We start from the raw sequence: 15,103 nt of genomic DNA on the forward strand, positions 1-15,103 counted from the left end.
CGGTCATGGCAGTCGCCGTTTCGGTGCGACCACGGCGCGGGTCACCGCGAGCGCGGCCACCGCGGCGAGGCAGCCGAGCGTCGACGCGAGCACCCAGCCGCCGCCGGCGTCGGTACCGGTGCCCCAGGCGTGCACGATCGCGAGCGGCCAGCAGGCGTACGAGAGCCAGTGCACCGCGCGCCACCACCGGTACCGGATCCGCCCGCGCAGCAGGCTGGTCACGATCACCGCCAGCAGCAGGTCGAACGCCACCGCGCCGAGCCCGAGCCAGAACGGCCGGTACACCGAGCCGAACGGCACGATCGCGTCCCACCAACCGATCCCGGCGTACGTGTCGAGCACGCTGGTCGCCACGTGCGCCCCGACGAAGGCGACCGCGAGCAGCGACAGGTTGCGGTGCAACCCGCCGACCACGAACCGTGGCCACCGCGGCGACGCGGTCCGCAGCGGCCCGAGCAGGCCCAGCAGTACGGTCCCGGTCAACAGCAGCAGCGCGACCACGCCGGTGCCGCGGGTGGCGTACCAGAGCGCGGTCATGCCGGCCACCCGGCGACCGTGGTGACCCGGCCGCCGAGGTCGACCAGCCGGGCGGGCAACCGTTGCGCGGCAAGCCAACCGGCGGCGTCGGCGCCGCGGACGATCGCGGCGGTACTGGCCGCGTTGGCGTCCAGGCAGCTGGCCGCGGCGACGGTGACGGTGCGCCAGCCGCCGTCCGCGCACCGGCCGGTACGCGGGTCGACGATGTGGTGCACCGTGACCCCGTCCCGCCGCCAGCGCCGCCGGGTGACACCGGAGGTGGCGAGGCCGCCGCCGGTGATCGCCACCACCGGATCGCCGGCGGCCGGCCGCTCGTGGTCGTCGCCGACCTCGACGCGCCAGCCGCCGACCGGCCCGCCGCCGGCGACCGACACGTCACCGCCGACCGCCACCAGCGTGCCCGCGCCGGTACGCCGATGGGCACGCTGTGCCGCCCAGTCGGCGGCCACCGCCTTCGCCGTCGCGCCGAGATCGAGGCGGACACCGGACGGCAGGCGCAGCAACCGTTCCGCCGGTCGCCAGCCGATCCGGGTCCAGCCCGGCGCCGGCCGTACCGGCCGGGTCGGCACCTCCGGTGGCAACGCGGCGATGTCCCGGTCGTACCCGAGGTCTGCCACCGACACGGTCGGATCGACCAGCCCGTCGGTCGCGGCCGCCACCCGCAGCGCCGCGGTGACCAGCTCGGCCAGTACCGCACCGACCGGTCGCCAGTCGCCGGCCGCCTCGACCCGGCGTACCTCCGAGTCGTCCCGGAACCGGCTGGCCGCCCGGTCGACCGTGGACAGCACGCTGCGGGTGACCCGTACCGCCGCCGGCAGGGCGGCCTCGTCCACGGTGGCGACCACCACGGTGCCGCCCCACCGGGGGAAGCGGACCGACGGCGACGTCACGACGCACCCGACCGCGCATCCGACGACCCGCCCGACGATCCGCCCGACGAGCCGCCGGGCGAGGACGTCGGCGGCTGCGTCGGCGTCAGCCGGGACCCGTCAGGGTGCCCGTCCGAGTCGTTGCCGGTACCGGTGTCGCCGGTGCCGCGGTGCGGGCTGTCATGGGTGGATCGGGTGGTGTCCGACGGGTTCGTCGCCGTGTGCCCGGCCGCCGCGGCGAACACCCCGGCGAACGCGGTCGCCGCCGCCGCGGCGCCGACGGCGACACCTCCGGTCACCCGCCGCAGCCGGCGGCGTCCGCGCCGCAGTCGTGCGTTCGGATCGGTGTCCATGGCGCCCCCTCCGCTCGCGTTACCGCAAGAGTCGGCCGAGGTACCCAGAGCGACCTGTCGCCCACCTGGGAGCTACCTGAAAACCCGCCCGGTTCACCCGGTCCAGGCCGCCGTGTCCCCGCCCAGGCCCACCGTGGCACCCGCACATGAAGCAACGATGAGACCACCATCGCCCTGTCCGGACCCCGCCGAGCACCCGGTGGCGCCACGGCCGGCCCCGACACGGGCGCACGATCGACGACCGAGGCCGAGGTCGAGCCGCTGGATCTCGGCGTCCTGGCACGCCTCGGTGACCGCGTCGATGTCCCCGTCCCGCAGTTCCAGCAGCAGCCGCGAGGTGGTCACGCCGGTCAGATCGTGTCCACCGGTTACGTCCGCGACCGCCCTGCACGGCACCGTAAGCCGGCGCACCGCCGGCCGCGATCCAGTCTCCCAGTGTCGCGGATTCACTCCTCTGAGCGATGAAATGGGGACCAAAGTCGATGTTGCCGGCGGCCCGGCTTTCGTAGCGTCGCTGCCATGGCATCCACCACCACCGGCGCGTGGCGCAGCGTCGACGGCTCCTGGAGCGTGCGCGCGTTGCCCGGCTGGCTGCGCGGCGGCCCGGCGGACAGCGGGTTCTACCAGATCAAGCACCATGGTCGGCTGGTCGCCGAGATCGACGACTTCGCCGAGCTGGCCACCCTGGTACCGCTGCACCTGCTGGTCGACGACCGCCCCTGATCGTCCACTGTGGATGGACGGCGGGCGCTCGCGGCTCACCGGAAGTCGGGCGGAGCCGTCCCGGTCGCGCTCCAGCGGGCCAGGTCCCACTCGATCGAGGCCGCCTCGGGCAACCCGGCCACCTCGTCGAACATCGCCGAGGCGAAGCGTTCCAGCCACACGCCCACCACCCGGTTGGCCAGCGCGGCGAGCCGGGTGTCGGCGTCGTAGCCGGGCGCCAGCGAGCGCGGCAGCGGCCGGGTCCGGCTCGTCTCGGCGGACAGGGCATGGAACACGTCGAAGTACCGGGCCTGGTCCAGGTCCGGGTCCGCCACCATCGCCGCGACCCGGGCGGCCAGCGCGTCCACGGCGGCACCCGCCGCGGCCGGATCGAACGCCCTGCGTACCCAGGCCCGCGCCTGCTCCCGCGACTCCGGTACCAGGGTGCAGGCGTCGACGCCGTCGTGGTCGACGCGCGCCTCGGTGAGCGCGGCCCGCAGCCGGTCCGCGGCCGGGAGGTCGAGCGCGATGAGCACGCCGGCCCGCACCTGCCGGTAACCGCAGAGGCGGGCGAGGTAGACGACGCGGTCGCGATGGGACCGGTCCGACTCCGGGATCGTGACGATCAGCGCCGGGAAACTCCCGGTGTAGACGGGCAGCGCCAGGCTGCCGGACAGCCGCTCGTACTGGTGGTTGATCTGCACGGCCCGCCGGTAGTTGGCGTGCCGCCCGCATCGCCGCGAGACGAGTACGCCACGTTCGACCATCCGGCGCAACTGGTTGCGGACGCTGCTCGCCGAGTAGCCGCGGTGGGCCAGCACCGCGACGAACACCGGCCCCGGCACCTCGGTCGCCAGCAGGCTGCCGAACACGCTCACCACGTCGAACTCGGCCCGGGTCATCCGGTACCTGATCTCGCGCGCCGTCACCCGCTCCTCCACCGCACCGCAGCGGCCGCCGGTCCGGATGCCACATTCTCGTCGTGGATCGGGACATTCTTGCCCCGAGCGGCGCGCGTTTGGATTCTTGCAGAGACCCAGCTCGTGCGGTTCACGCCGCAACCGGACGGCCCGGTACGACGGCCGGCCGGTACCTCGTGGACCCCGTTGACCGGATAGAGAGAGCGTTGACCGGATAGAGAGAGCCATGACGACGAACTCTGCGCCGCACGTCGACACACCGACGGAGAAGAACTACCGCAACGCGCTCGCCGGGGCGATGCTGAGCGCCCTGCTCGGTGCCGCCATCGGCTGGATCATCGCCTTCGCCGTGTTCGCCCTCGTCCTCGACGACGTCTCCACGTCGTCCTGGCCGGCGGCCTGCGCGGTGCTCGCCGGCGCCGGCGCGTACATCGGGAAGTGGCTCAGCCTCAAGCTGTCCAAGCGCATCTGACGCCGACCGGCGAGGCGGGCGCGGAGCGGGCGCCGGCCACGTCGTGTCCGGCACCCCGCGCGGGCGGTCCGGGCCGTCGCCGACCCGCCAGGCCCGTGCGACGGCCCGGGGCCCGCCGCACCTCGCTCGGGGTCCGGGCCGGGCGCGCCGAACCCCCGACCGGCCCCGGGGCCCGGCCCGCCGCGCCGAACCCCGACCGTGGTCCCGGGGCGGGGCCCACCGCGCTCGTCGTGTTTGCTGGTCGGGTGACCGACCTTCGCAGCCTTGCCGTGGGCGACGACGCCACGATCCGGAACTGGCGCTTCGTGCACAACCTGATCATTCCCGGCGATCCGCTCTCGCTCGACGACGTCCGGGACCGTGTCGGCCGCAACCGGATGGAGGTCGCGTACCTCGGCGAGACGCTCGTCGGCTGCACCACGGTGCGGCCGCCGACCGCCGACAACGGCGCCACCGCCACCGTCATCGCCCGGGTACTGCCGGAGTTCCGTCGCCGCGGCCTCGGCACCCGGCTGTACGAGCGGGCCCTGGCCCAGGCCCGCGAGCTGGGCGCCCAGACGATCGAGACCGTGGTACTCGCGTCGAACCCGGACGGGTTGCGGTTCGCCGAGCGGCACGGCTTCGTCGAGACCGACCGGTACCTGCTGCGGGAGGGCGACACCGCGCCCTGGATCGACCTCCGCCTGACCTGACCCGGCCGCGCGCCGCCTCACCCCGGCGGCCCACGGCGTCGGCACCGTCAGGACGGGAGCCAGACGACGAAGCGGGCGCCGGTAGGGTGCACCGGCTCGACCCGGACGTTACCGGCGTGCAGCGCGACCGCCTGCGCGACGATCGCCAGGCCGAGCCCGGAGCCGGGCACCGAGCGGGCGGTGGGCGCCCGGTGGAACCGTTCGAAGATGTGCGGGAGGTCCGCCTCGGCCACGCCCGGCCCCCGGTCGGCGACCGACAGCTCGGCGCCCGGCGCGCCGTCGGCACCGGTCGCGGCCCGCAGCCGTACCGTGACGGGCGCGCCCGGCGGGCTCCACTTGACGGCGTTGTCGAGCAGGTTCGCCACCATCCGGGTCAGCGACGTGGCCCGGCCCGGTACCGACAGGTGCTGGTAGTCGGCGTCGACCGGCGTCCCGGCCGGCAGCCGCTGCACCGCGAGGTCCACCAGCTCGGCCAGGTCGACCGGCTCGACCAGCTCCGCGCCGTGGTCGTCGCGGGCCAGGTTGACCAGCTCGCCGACCAGCCGGGTCAGCTCGGTGGTCTGCGCGTCCAGGTCGGCGAGCAGCCGGCCGCGGTCGGCGTCGGACAGCTGCCGGTCGCGTTGCCGGTCGGCCCGGATCAGCAGCTGGATGTTGGTGCGCAGGCTGGTCAGCGGGGTACGCAGCTCGTGCCCGGCGTCCTCGACCAGCAGCCGCTGCGCCGCCCGGGACGAGCGCAGCGCCGCCAGCATGGTGTTGAACGCGGCGGCCAGGCGGCCGACCTCGTCGCGGCCGGACGCGTCGAGACCGGCGTCGACGCTGGTGTCGAGGTCGGCGGTCGCGGTGACGTGCTCGACGGCCGCGGTGAGCCGGTCGACTGGCCGCAGTCCCGCGCGGGCGACCAGCGCACCGAGCGCCGCCGCGGCGGCCACCCCGATCGCCCCGACGACCAGGATCGCCAGGCCGACTCCGGTCATCGTCTCCCGCGCGCCGTGCAGCGACACCGCGACCTGCACGGCACCGCCACCGGCCGCCCGCCGGGTCAGCATCCGGTAGTCCGCGCCGTGCACCGGCACCTGCTCGAACGCCTCCCGCCCGTGCCCGGTGGCGATCCGGCGGGCCCGACCGGTCACCGGCAGCCCGGTCGCGCGGACGGGCCGCCCGGCGCCGTCCAGCACCTGTACCCGCGGGCTGAGGTCGTGGTCGTGATCGGGGTCGCCGCGCCCGTCGTCGTCGCCGTCCAGCACGCCGCGGTGGGCCCACTCGCCCGGGGCCGCGGCCACGGTCTCGGCGTCCCGGCGCAGCGTCTGGTCCACCGAGGCCCGTACCTGGTGGCCGACCGCGACGAACGCCACCACCGACACACCCACCACCGCCACCGCGACCGCCGCCGCCGCGATCGAGGTCAGCCGGGCCCGCAACGTCAGGCCGCGCCACCGCCGCGCCGCGCCCCGCCGTACCCCCGGCCGGCGGGCGGCCCCGGGGCGGTTCACAGCGGCGTTTCCCGCAGCACGTAACCGATCCCGCGCGCGGTGTGCAGCAGCCGTGGCTCGCCGCCGGCCTCCAGCTTGCGCCGCAGGTACCCGACGTACACGTCGAGGCTGTTGGAGGTCGGCGACACGTCACCACCCCAGATCGCCTGCACCACCGTCGAGCGGTACAGCACCTGGCGCGGATGGCGCAGGAACATCTCCAGGATGGTGAACTCGGTGCGGGTCAGCCGGACGAGCCGGGCGCCGCGCCGCACCTCCCGGGTACCGGTGTCCAGCCGCAGGTCGCCGTAGCCGAGCACTTCCGGCGTGGCGGGCGTGGCGCGGCGCAGCAGCGCCCGGATCCGGGCCAGCAGTTCGGGCAGCGCGAACGGCTTCGCCAGGTAGTCGTCGGCGCCCGCGTCGAGCCCGGCCACCCGGTCGCGCACCGCGTCGGCGGCGGTCAGCATCAGCACCGGCACCGGGTTGCCCGCGGCGCGCAGCGCCCGGCAGGCGTCGAGGCCGTCCATGCCGGGCATCCGCACGTCGAGCACGAGCAGCTCGACGTCGTGGCCGGCGAACAGCCGCAGCGCCGCGGCACCGTCGGCGGCGGTGGCCACCGCGTACCCCTCGAAGCGCAGCGCCCGGACCAGCGCGTCGCGGACCGCCGGCTCGTCGTCGGCCACCCCGATGACCACGCCGAAAGCCTAGTCGTCGCCGTGCCGGTGCGGCGCCGCCTGCTGCGCGAACCGACCCTGCCACGCCGCGCGCGCCCCGGAATCGCCGATCCGGTAGGTCTGCGTCACGCTGCCCGCGGCCAGCACGACGGTGAGCACGATCAGCACGACCCGCAGCAGCGTGCCACCACCGGTGCTCGTACCACTGGTGCTCGTGCTGCCGTCGGTGCTCGTGCTGCGGTCGGCGAGCGGGGAGGTGGGGATCCGGTGCACCAGCCAGATCGCCGCGCACACCAGGAACAGCCCGCCGACCCAGGGGAGCAGGCCGTCGCCGAGCCGGGTGTGCGCCCGCAGCGCGGTGGTCGGCGTCACCCGGCGCTCCAGCCACTCGCCGGCCTGGGTGGTCAGCGGTACCGCCACCAGCGCGACCAGCGCCAGGATCGGCAGCAGCACCCCGATCCGCCTCCGCAGCGCCGGCCACACCGCACACAGCACCGCGGCCAGTGCCGCCAGCGGCACCAGCACCACGACCACGTGGATGAGCAGCACGTGGGCCGGCAATCCGGCGATCTCCCCGAACACGACGTCTCCCTCCGACTCGCGGCAGCTGGCCCGGGCATCCTCGCCGGCCATCATGAGAACACGATGAGACGCCCGGTTCGCCCCCGCTTGTTACCCTGCGGAGCCATGGCCGGGCTGCGCGAACCCGCGCGAGCGTCGCGCGCCAAGCGGGCGGTGTGCACCGTCCTGGGCGCGGTGTTCGGGCTGCTCGTGCTGCTCTTCGGGGTCGGCATGGCGGGCGCGGGCGCGCAGCGCATCCAGGAGCGTCACCAGCTCGACGACGGCCACCCGGCCCGGGCCACCGCGGTGGTCACCCAGGCGCACCTGCGCGCCGGCAGCAGCGAGCAGGACCAGATCCGGGTCGCGTTCCGCACCGCCGCCGGCTCCCGGGTGGAGACCACGGTCGGCATCCGCGTGCAGGACGAGTACCGGGACGGGCAGCGGGTCGCGGTGCAGTACCTGGCCGCTGACCCGACGGTGGTCCGGCTCGCCGGCCACCGCGACTCACTGGCCGAGGCGTACCGCGACCTCGCGATCGGTGGCGGGGTGCTGGTGGTGCTGGCGGTGACCGTGGTGTCCCGGGTGCTGACCCGCCGGCGCGCCGGCCGCGACTCCTGACCGGGCGAGCGTCCGGGGCAGCGGTCGCCGGCCAGCCGGCCGCAGCGTGCCGCACACCGCCCGCTCCCGTACCGGCGTCGGATCCGCCGGCGGCCTCGGGTGCGGTCGGTGTTCCTCGCACAGGCACTGCGGTGACCGGAGGTCCGGCACCTCGCAGCACCGGTCCTCGGGCGAGTTGTGCCAGCACACGCCGTCGAAGTGGTCGGGTTCCGGGTGCTGGCACGTGCCGCAGACGATCGCCATCATGGCTCCTTGGAGACGGCTCGGAATCGGTGCGCCGGCGGGGGCCTCGTCGCCCGGGCCGGTCGGTCACTGGTGGCTGCGGGTCGGTGGCCGGCGCGCCGACAGCCCGCCGGTGCCGCGCGGCCGGAGCCACCGCTGCCGGTCCGGTACGTGCACCCGGGTGACCGGTCGCCGGTCGAGCAGGCCGACGATGGTGGCGGCGGGGTCGGGCGCGGACCGGGTGTCGTGCCGGCGGTCCGGCCGGCCCAGCGCGGCCCGCAGCGCGCCGTCCAACTGCTCGACGTCGCGTACCCAGGGGATGATCCCGGCGCGTTCGAGGGTGGCGGCGTTGGCGCGGCCGTGGCCGGCCAGCGGCCGGTAGGTGATCGTCGGGAGGCCGGTGGCGAGCGCCTCCAGGCTGGTCAGCCCGCCCGCGTTGTGGATGACCACGTCCACCGCGCGCATCAGGGTGGGCATCTCGTCGGTCCAGCCCAGCGGTACCGGGCCGGGGACGGCGGTCAGCCGCTGGTGCAGCGTGCGGTACCGGCCGCAGGCCACGACGGGGGTGGCCAGGCCGGTGGCCAGCACGTCGGTCGCGGTGCGTTCGGGCCGGCCGAGGCCGAGCGAGCCGGCGACGATCAGCGCCAGCGGGCCGGTCGGCGGCAGCCGGAACCTGCGCCGGGCGGTACGGACCTCGTCGGTCCCGGCGGCCGGCCGGAAACCGGGCGCCACCGCCGGCGCCACCAGCCGTACGGTGCGGGCGCCGAGCCGGCGCGCCTGAGCCGCGGTGGCGGCGTGTACCGCGAGGGTCGCATCGACGCCGTCGGCGATCCAGGTGCGGTGCACGTACGGGTCGGTCAGGTAGGTGATCACCGGCACGGCGAGCTGCCCCGACCGGCGCAGCCGTCCCAACGCCTGGCTGGCCAGCGGGTACGTGGAGATCACCGCCACGGTGTCCGGGCGCACGGCGGCGAGGATCCGGCGGTCCCCGGTACGGGTGGCCCGGGCGGCGGCCGCGGCCGGCAGGGCGCGGTCGAACGTGGACGCGGTGGCGTGCCACAGCCACGGCGCGCTCTGCACCTGCCGCTGGTACCCGTGCGACAGCAGCGCCCCGAACGGGCGTGGCAGCAGCTCGACCAGGTCGTGCGTGTCGACCCGGTAGCCGGCCGCGGTCAGCCGGCGGCCCAGCTCGGCCGCGGCGCCGTCGTGCCCGGCACCGACGCTCGCCGAGACGATCGCGATGTGGCTCATCGGGGCGTGCCCTCTTCCCGGCCGTGGTGGCCGCCGTCCGGGTGGGGCCGCCGGCCCGGCACCGCGGTCGCCGTTGCCCGCGCCGGCGACGCCGGTGGGCAGGACGCTGCCCAGTACATCCGACCGTGCCCGACGTGCGGGTGACGAACACGTGACCGCGACATGCCGGCTACCGCACAACTGCGCCATCCCGCCCGCCGCGCCGTCGAGGGTCGTGCCGGGCGATCGCCTCCCGATGCCGGCTCCGCGGTGACAGCGGCCGGAGCGCCGGGCGAGGCGACGCGGTCGTCCGGTCAGGCCGGGGGTGGGGTGCGCAGGCCGCGCAGCAGCAGGTCGATCAGGCGGCGCGGCTGGTACCGGTCGTCGGCGCCGATGCACAGGTTGCCGATGCCGCGCAGCAGCTCGTACGGCGCGAGGTCGGTGTCGATCTCGCCGGCCGCGGCGCAGGCGTCGAGCAGCTGCCGGCAGACCGGCACCAGCCGGTCGACGAAGTACCCGTGCAGGGCGGCGAACCCGCTGCTGTCCGGCTGCATCGTGGTGGCCAGGCCGTGCTTGGTGACGAGGAAGTCGACGAACCCGTCGAGCCACGCGCGCAGCGCGGCGAACGGGGAGTCGGCGGCGGCCAGCAGCCGCGGCCCGGCCTCGGCGCACTCCTCGACCTGGTGCCGGAACACGGCGACGACCAGGTCGGCGCGGGTGGGGAAGTGCCGGTAGATGGTGCCCAGCCCGACACCGGCCCGGGCGGCGATCTGCCGGATCGGCGCGTCGACGCCGGCCTCGACGAACACCTCGGCGGCGGCGGCGAGCAGCGCCTGCTGGTTGCGGACCGCGTCGGCCCGCCGGCCGCGGGTCCTGCCGGTGTCGCCCGCTGCGGGCACGGCCGCCTCCTCGGTGCCGATCCGGAGCAACGCCCCCACCCGGTTATCAGGAACGTTGATCCGGTTAGCTTAGCAGCGGCAACCGCGGTCACGGATCGTGTCGGAACGTGAAGAGGCCCCGCCGGTGACCGGCGGGGCCCGTGGAAGTCTCGGGTCGAGCAGAACCCCCCGATACCGCTCGACGACTCCCCCCACTGCGCGGCTGTCCTACGCCCCCCAGCGGATGACCGCCGCGCTGAGCAGAAACCTACCTGCCGACCGGGGACAGTGGCCAACCCGGGGGCGCGAGTGTGATCGAAGTCCACACGATCGGCTGACCCGTACGGTCCGTGTTCGGCCGACGACCGCCCCGGGCGGCGGCCCGGGCGCCGGGAATGCCGGCCGGTCGGCGCGGGTTGGCACCGCCATGCAGCCCGATCCGGTACTCCACCGCCTGCTCGCCGAGCGGCACAGCCCGATGCGGTTCCGCCTCGACCACGACGTCACCGACGGTGACCTTCGGGTACTGCTGGAGGCCGCGCGGCGGGCGCCGTCGGCCGGCAACTCGCAACCGTGGGCGTTCCTCGTCGCCCGCCGCGGGGACGACGCCCACCGCCGGCTGCTGCCGTACCTCGCCCGGAGCTCGTCGGCGTGGGCGCCGGAGGCCGGGCTGCTGGTGGTCAACCTGGCCCAGCGGTTCGTCGCGGACACCGACTTCGAGTACTCCGAGTTCGCGCACTACGACCTGGGCCAGGCCGTCGCGCACATGACCGTGCAGGCCGTCGCGCTCGGACTGCAGGCGCACCAGTTCCGCGCGTTCGACCGGGCCGCGGTCGAGGCCGAGTTCGCCGTTCCCGCGCATTGGGAGGCGACGTCGATGACGGCGATCGGGCGGGCCGACGACGACGCCCCCGCGTACGGCACCGTCACCTCCAGCCGGGAGCGCCGGTCGATCGAGGACCTGTGCTGGCCCACGACGCCGGCCGCCGTCGCGGTACCGACCTCGGTGGCGTGATGAGCCGGTCGAGCCGAGCCGGCCGGGGCACCCCCGCGGGTCCGGTACCCCGCCCGGCTCAGGCGCGCCGGGCCTGCCGTTGCGCCTCGTACAGCGACTCCGGCAGCAGGCCGGCCCGGTTGGTGCCCTCGATGTACCCGGCGGGTTCGGCGAACGGGCCGTTCCCGGAGACGTCCGTGGCGCAGCCGATGGCGTAGTTCTGCGCGGTGGGGGGTTTCTGTACGACGAGGCTGCCCGGCGCCTGCACCGTCGATCGCCAGGCCACCGAGTTGACGGCACCCCAGCCCTGGTTGCCGCCGTAGTTGCCACGACAGCCCAGCAACAGCCGGTACTCGTGCTCCACCGCGGAGAGGTTCGGTGCGAGCTCCCGGTGGTTGTCGAACAGCAGCCCCTGGCTCCAGCCGGCGTGCCCCTCGCAGCCGGTGTAGCTGCCCTCGCCGAGGTTGCGGTGGAAGACGATGCCGGAGGTCTTGGACTTCCCGAAGGCGACGAAGTTGTGCCGCCCGTTGGTCGCGTGGCAGCCGGTGAACAGGATCTGCTGGGAGTAGGGCCCGGCGGCGAAGTTGTAGCGGCGGGAGCCGGCGATGCTCGCGACCGGGTCGAGCGCCCGGCAGTCCTCGATGGTGGCGCGGGTGGTCTCCGTGGTCCGCACGCCGGAGAACCAGAAGTGACTGGTCGTGCAGTCGCGTACCCACGCGTCCTCGACGAGTGAAAGGGCGATGCCCGCGCCGGCGTTCGCCTGGTCCTCGTCGGTGGGCCCGGTGTACTGGATGTCGATGTTCAGGTGCTCCACGCCGACGTTGTCGACCAGCCCGGCGCGGTCCCAGCGGTAGAGGTAGCTCGGCGACAGTTCCCGCCGCAGGTCGTTGAACAGCGGTGCGTCGATCGTGACCCGGTTGCCCCTGATCCCCACCACGTAACGGTTGTAGAGGATCGGGTCCTCGCCGACCCGCCAGTCCGGTCCGCCGTGCGTACCGCCGCCGTCGACGGCGGCGAGCCACTCGGCGGTACACGGATGGGTCACGATGACGTTGTCTCCCACGCGCAGCGCCGTCGGGTCGGCGACGGTGAAGGACCGTTCCCCGACGGCGACGAGTTCGCTGGTGATCGACGTGCGGCTGCCGGGGACCGCGCCGGCCCACAGCGTCTCGCCGGGGCCCCAGGTCGACGCGCCGCCGACGATGAACACGGGCGGTCCAAGCAGCGTGTCGCCGGTACCGAGGACAACGGTGTCGTGCCCGGGATCCGGCCCCGATCCGGACCCGCGGAGCACCACCCCGTCGCGGTCGAGGAACACCGTTCCGGCCACCGGGTACTCGCCCGGAGCGAGCAGCAGGGCGCCGCGGAACCCGTCGGCGCGCCTCGGCAGCCTGCCCACCGCGTCCAGCGCCGCCTGCAGGTGCGCGGTGTTGTCTCCCGGCACCGGGCCGGTCCGCGCGACGACCGGTACCGCGGGGATCGGCGCTCCGTTGCGGTAACCGGCGTGACCGAAGTCCGGGAGGCGGTTCCCCTCCGCGTCGCGCCGGTACACCAGCCGGTCGCCACCGGCGACCCGGAGCAGCGCGGACTGCCAGCGGGTGGCGGTACCCGGCCCGGCCTCCCGGGCGAAGGCAGGTCCGGCTGGCCCCGCCATGGCGATCCCCGCCACCAACCCACCGCCGGCACGGATGAACTGTCTGCGCGTGCTCACCAGAGGAGCCCCCATCAACTCGTGTTGCTCGGCGACGGTGCGCGGAGTATCCAACGGTTGACGAGGTTGCGCAAGCGGTCGCGACCGGGTCCGGAACCGGCCCCGCTGCGCGGGCGTCGGGGGCGCGGTCCGCGTCCCGCCGACGACGCGGAACCGGCGGCAGGCGTGCGGAGGTCACGATTCGGCCACGACGAATCAACACGTGTTGCTTCTGTTAACCGCCACGTCACACCATCTTCGGCAACTGCTGTAGCAACACGCGTTGCTGGGAGGTTCGGTGGCCGTACGCCGGTCGGATGTCGCGAAGCTCGCGGGTACCTCGCCCGCGGTCGTGAGTTACGTGCTCAACGGAGGACCGCGTGGTGTCGCGCCGGAGACCAGGGCGCGGGTGCTCGCCGCGATCGAACAGCTCGGCTACCGGCCCAACGGCATCGCCCGGTCGCTGCGCACCAACCGCACCATGACCTTCGGGCTGCTGGTACCGGACACCTCGAACCCGTTCTTCGCCCAGCTGGCGCGGGCCATCGAGGAGGCGGCGTTCGCCGAGGACTACACGCTGCTGATCGGCAACGCGGCCGAGGACGACGCCCGGCAGACCGCGTACGTGCGGACCTTCCTCGCCCGCCGCGTCGACGGCCTGTTCCTGGTGCCCGCGCACGGGCCGACCAGTTGCCTGCCCGAGCTGCAGCAGTCCGGCGTGGCCTGGGTGACGCTCGACCGGCAGACCCCGGGGCGGTACGCCGCGGCCGTGATGGCCGACCACCGCGGCGGCGCCCGGGCCGCCACCGAACACCTGCTCGCGCACGGCCGGCGCCGGATCGGCTGCATCGCCGGCCCGGAGGACGTGGTACCGGCCAACGCCCGGGTCACCGGCTGGCGCGACGCGCTGGCCGAGGCCGGGGTACGCCCCAGCGAGATGTCGGTGTGGCACGGTTCGTTCGGCCGCCGGGCCGGGTACCGCGCCGCCCGGGAGATGCTCGCCGACGGCCGGTTCGATGCGGTGTTCGTGGCCAGCGACCAGCAGGCCATCGGTGTGCTGCGGGCGATGCAGGACCTCGGCATCCGCTGCCCGGACGACGTGGCGGTCGCCTCGTTCGACGGGATCGCCGCCGCCGCGTACACCTCACCGGCGCTGACCACGATGGCGCAGCCGTTCGAGGAGCTGGGCCAGACCGCGGTGCGCCGGTTGCTGGACCGCCTGGACGATCCCGGCGCGGACACCGCGAGCTCGGTGCTGCCGGTCGACCTGGTGGCCCGCGGGTCCTGCGGCTGCCCCGACCCGATCGTCGGTGACGAGTCCGATGTGGACGGCGACGCGCCGACGCCCGGCGACGACGCGGGGGTACCGGCATGAGCCGGGTCGTCGTGGTCGGCAGCGCGAACGTGGACGTCACCACGCAGGTGGCTGCCCTGCCGGCGCCCGGGCAGACGTTGCTGGCCACCGACACCGCGCTGCTGCCCGGCGGCAAGGGCGCCAACCAGGCGGTCGCGGCGAGCCGGTGGGGGATCGCCACCGAGCTGTACGCGGCGGTCGGCGCCGACTCGTTCGGCCGGCTGCTGCGCACCGCGCTGACCGAGCAGGGCGTCGGGCTCGACCGGCTGATCGAGGACGGTACGGCGCCGACCGGGCTGGCGCTGGTCACGGTCGCCGCCGACGCGGAGAACACCATCGTCGTCGCGCCCGGCGCGAACTCCGCGCTGACCGCGGAGGCGATCGCCGACCTGGGGTCCCGGCTCGACCCGGACGACGTGGTGCTGCTGCAGCTGGAGGTACCGCTGGCGACCGCCGCCGCGGCGGCCACCGCGGCGCGCGCCACCGGTGCCCGGGTGGTGCTCAACGCGGCCCCACCGCCGCAGCCGGGCGGCAGCGACCTGGCCACGCTGCTGGCCCACGTGGATGTGCTGGTGGTCAACGAGACCGAGGCCACCGCGGTGGCCGGTACCCACGCGCCGCAGCAGCCGGCCGGCTGGCTGAAGGTCGCCGCCGCGCTGCGCGAGCAGGGGCCGGCCGCGGTGGTGATCACGCTGGGCGGCGACGGCGCGGTCGCCTGCACCGGCGACGACTCCTGGCACCAGCCGGCGCTGCCGGCCGCGGTACTCGACACGACCGGGGCCGGCGACGCGTTCTGCGGCGTCCTCGCCGCGGCACTGGCCGACGGTCGGAGCCTGCCGCGGGCGGTACGGGCCGGCTGCGCCGCGGG

General features: G+C 75.1%; 18 protein-coding genes. 7 read left to right on the forward strand and 11 right to left on the reverse strand.

What is annotated here, in order from left to right:
* Nucleotides 1-3 precede the first annotated feature (3 nt).
* From NUM_RS16040 to NUM_RS16055, 4 genes are all read right to left on the reverse strand, one after another.
* Nucleotides 4-537 (reverse strand): ferric reductase-like transmembrane domain-containing protein, encoded by a 534-nt coding sequence (locus NUM_RS16040; protein WP_207125635.1) that lies wholly within the window; start codon nucleotides 535-537, stop codon nucleotides 4-6.
* The gene (locus NUM_RS16045; protein ID WP_207125636.1) at nucleotides 534-1,427 is read right to left on the reverse strand and encodes an FAD:protein FMN transferase; all 894 of its coding nucleotides are present in this window, start codon (nucleotides 1,425-1,427) and stop codon (nucleotides 534-536) included. The genes NUM_RS16040 and NUM_RS16045 overlap by 4 nt, the downstream gene beginning before the upstream one ends.
* Nucleotides 1,424-1,759, reverse strand: coding sequence for a hypothetical protein (locus tag NUM_RS16050; protein WP_207125637.1), 336 nt, complete (start codon nucleotides 1,757-1,759; stop codon nucleotides 1,424-1,426). Before NUM_RS16050 ends, NUM_RS16045 begins: the two co-directional genes overlap by 4 nt.
* A 93-nt stretch (nucleotides 1,760-1,852) precedes the next feature.
* A complete protein-coding gene (locus tag NUM_RS16055) occupies nucleotides 1,853-2,104 on the reverse strand; it encodes a hypothetical protein (protein WP_207125638.1) in 252 nt (83 codons plus the stop codon).
* 174 nt (nucleotides 2,105-2,278) lie between these two features.
* On the opposite strand from NUM_RS16055, the gene NUM_RS16060 reads away from it, so the two are divergent.
* A complete protein-coding gene (locus tag NUM_RS16060) occupies nucleotides 2,279-2,482 on the forward strand; it encodes a hypothetical protein (RefSeq protein ID WP_207125639.1) in 204 nt (67 codons plus the stop codon).
* Nucleotides 2,483-2,517: 35 nt separating this feature from the next.
* Here the strand turns inward: NUM_RS16060 and NUM_RS16065 are convergent, their stop codons facing one another.
* A complete protein-coding gene (locus NUM_RS16065; protein WP_207125640.1) occupies nucleotides 2,518-3,390 on the reverse strand; it encodes a BlaI/MecI/CopY family transcriptional regulator in 873 nt (290 codons plus the stop codon).
* 217 nt (nucleotides 3,391-3,607) lie between these two features.
* Between NUM_RS16065 and NUM_RS16070 the strand changes: the two genes are divergently transcribed.
* A complete protein-coding gene (locus NUM_RS16070; RefSeq protein ID WP_207125641.1) occupies nucleotides 3,608-3,853 on the forward strand; it encodes a hypothetical protein in 246 nt (81 codons plus the stop codon).
* A 245-nt stretch (nucleotides 3,854-4,098) separates the two neighbouring features.
* Nucleotides 4,099-4,545 carry a GNAT family N-acetyltransferase gene (locus tag NUM_RS16075; RefSeq protein ID WP_225918613.1) on the forward strand — a complete coding sequence of 149 codons (447 nt, stop codon included), beginning with the start codon at nucleotides 4,099-4,101 and terminating at the stop codon, nucleotides 4,543-4,545.
* 47 nt (nucleotides 4,546-4,592) lie between these two features.
* Here the strand turns inward: NUM_RS16075 and NUM_RS16080 are convergent, their stop codons facing one another.
* Genes NUM_RS16080 through NUM_RS16090 form a run of 3 tightly spaced genes read right to left on the reverse strand, consistent with a single transcriptional unit; the run spans nucleotide 4,593 to nucleotide 7,324 of the window.
* A complete protein-coding gene (locus NUM_RS16080) occupies nucleotides 4,593-6,035 on the reverse strand; it encodes a HAMP domain-containing sensor histidine kinase (protein ID WP_207125643.1) in 1,443 nt (480 codons plus the stop codon).
* Nucleotides 6,032-6,709 carry a response regulator transcription factor gene (locus NUM_RS16085; protein WP_207125644.1) on the reverse strand — a complete coding sequence of 226 codons (678 nt, stop codon included), beginning with the start codon at nucleotides 6,707-6,709 and terminating at the stop codon, nucleotides 6,032-6,034. The genes NUM_RS16080 and NUM_RS16085 overlap by 4 nt, the downstream gene beginning before the upstream one ends.
* Nucleotides 6,710-6,718: 9 nt before the next feature.
* Nucleotides 6,719-7,324: a DUF2231 domain-containing protein gene (locus NUM_RS16090; protein ID WP_207125645.1), complete on the reverse strand. Its 606-nt coding sequence runs from the start codon at nucleotides 7,322-7,324 to the stop codon at nucleotides 6,719-6,721.
* 51 nt (nucleotides 7,325-7,375) lie between these two features.
* Between NUM_RS16090 and NUM_RS16095 the strand changes: the two genes are divergently transcribed.
* Nucleotides 7,376-7,867, forward strand: a complete 492-nt coding sequence (locus NUM_RS16095) for a DUF3592 domain-containing protein (protein WP_207125646.1) — start codon at nucleotides 7,376-7,378, stop codon at nucleotides 7,865-7,867.
* Between the two features lie 309 nt (nucleotides 7,868-8,176).
* Here the strand turns inward: NUM_RS16095 and NUM_RS16100 are convergent, their stop codons facing one another.
* Both NUM_RS16100 and NUM_RS16105 read right to left on the reverse strand, forming a co-directional pair.
* On the reverse strand, nucleotides 8,177-9,340 hold the full coding sequence (locus tag NUM_RS16100) for an MGDG synthase family glycosyltransferase (protein WP_207125647.1): 1,164 nt from the start codon (nucleotides 9,338-9,340) through the stop codon (nucleotides 8,177-8,179).
* A gap of 293 nt (nucleotides 9,341-9,633) precedes the next feature.
* Complete coding sequence (locus NUM_RS16105; protein WP_207125684.1) at nucleotides 9,634-10,218, reverse strand: TetR/AcrR family transcriptional regulator; 585 nt, start codon at nucleotides 10,216-10,218, stop codon at nucleotides 9,634-9,636.
* Nucleotides 10,219-10,624: 406 nt separating this feature from the next.
* On the opposite strand from NUM_RS16105, the gene NUM_RS16110 reads away from it, so the two are divergent.
* Complete coding sequence (locus tag NUM_RS16110) at nucleotides 10,625-11,212, forward strand: nitroreductase family protein (protein ID WP_207125648.1); 588 nt, start codon at nucleotides 10,625-10,627, stop codon at nucleotides 11,210-11,212.
* Nucleotides 11,213-11,270: 58 nt separating this feature from the next.
* Here NUM_RS16110 and NUM_RS16115 read toward each other — a convergent pair whose 3' ends face one another.
* The gene (locus tag NUM_RS16115) at nucleotides 11,271-12,902 is read right to left on the reverse strand and encodes a hypothetical protein (protein ID WP_207125649.1); all 1,632 of its coding nucleotides are present in this window, start codon (nucleotides 12,900-12,902) and stop codon (nucleotides 11,271-11,273) included.
* Between the two features lie 277 nt (nucleotides 12,903-13,179).
* Here NUM_RS16115 and NUM_RS16120 point away from each other — a divergent pair, with 277 nt between their 5' ends.
* Together NUM_RS16120 and NUM_RS16125 are read left to right on the forward strand one after the other, a co-directional pair.
* Nucleotides 13,180-14,256, forward strand: coding sequence for a LacI family DNA-binding transcriptional regulator (locus NUM_RS16120; protein ID WP_207125650.1), 1,077 nt, complete (start codon nucleotides 13,180-13,182; stop codon nucleotides 14,254-14,256).
* Nucleotides 14,253-15,103, forward strand: an 851-nt coding sequence (locus tag NUM_RS16125) for a ribokinase (RefSeq protein WP_207125651.1), incomplete at its 3' end; no start/stop codon positions are given. The genes NUM_RS16120 and NUM_RS16125, both read left to right, overlap by 4 nt.

The sequence above is a fragment of the Actinocatenispora comari genome (assembly GCF_017312725.1).
Classification (GTDB): domain Bacteria; phylum Actinomycetota; class Actinomycetes; order Mycobacteriales; family Micromonosporaceae; genus Actinocatenispora; species Actinocatenispora comari.

Coding starts and splice junctions, on each gene's coding strand:
- NUM_RS16070 (WP_207125641.1), top strand. CDS start 3,608: ATGACGACGAACTCTGCGCCGCACGTCGACACACCGACGGAGAAGAAC.
- NUM_RS16095 (WP_207125646.1), top strand. CDS start 7,376: ATGGCCGGGCTGCGCGAACCCGCGCGAGCGTCGCGCGCCAAGCGGGCG.
- NUM_RS16060 (WP_207125639.1), top strand. CDS start 2,279: ATGGCATCCACCACCACCGGCGCGTGGCGCAGCGTCGACGGCTCCTGG.
- NUM_RS16040 (WP_207125635.1), bottom strand. CDS start 537: ATGACCGCGCTCTGGTACGCCACCCGCGGCACCGGCGTGGTCGCGCTG.
- NUM_RS16100 (WP_207125647.1), bottom strand. CDS start 9,340: ATGAGCCACATCGCGATCGTCTCGGCGAGCGTCGGTGCCGGGCACGAC.
- NUM_RS16090 (WP_207125645.1), bottom strand. CDS start 7,324: ATGATGGCCGGCGAGGATGCCCGGGCCAGCTGCCGCGAGTCGGAGGGA.
- NUM_RS16050 (WP_207125637.1), bottom strand. CDS start 1,759: ATGGACACCGATCCGAACGCACGACTGCGGCGCGGACGCCGCCGGCTG.
- NUM_RS16110 (WP_207125648.1), top strand. CDS start 10,625: ATGCAGCCCGATCCGGTACTCCACCGCCTGCTCGCCGAGCGGCACAGC.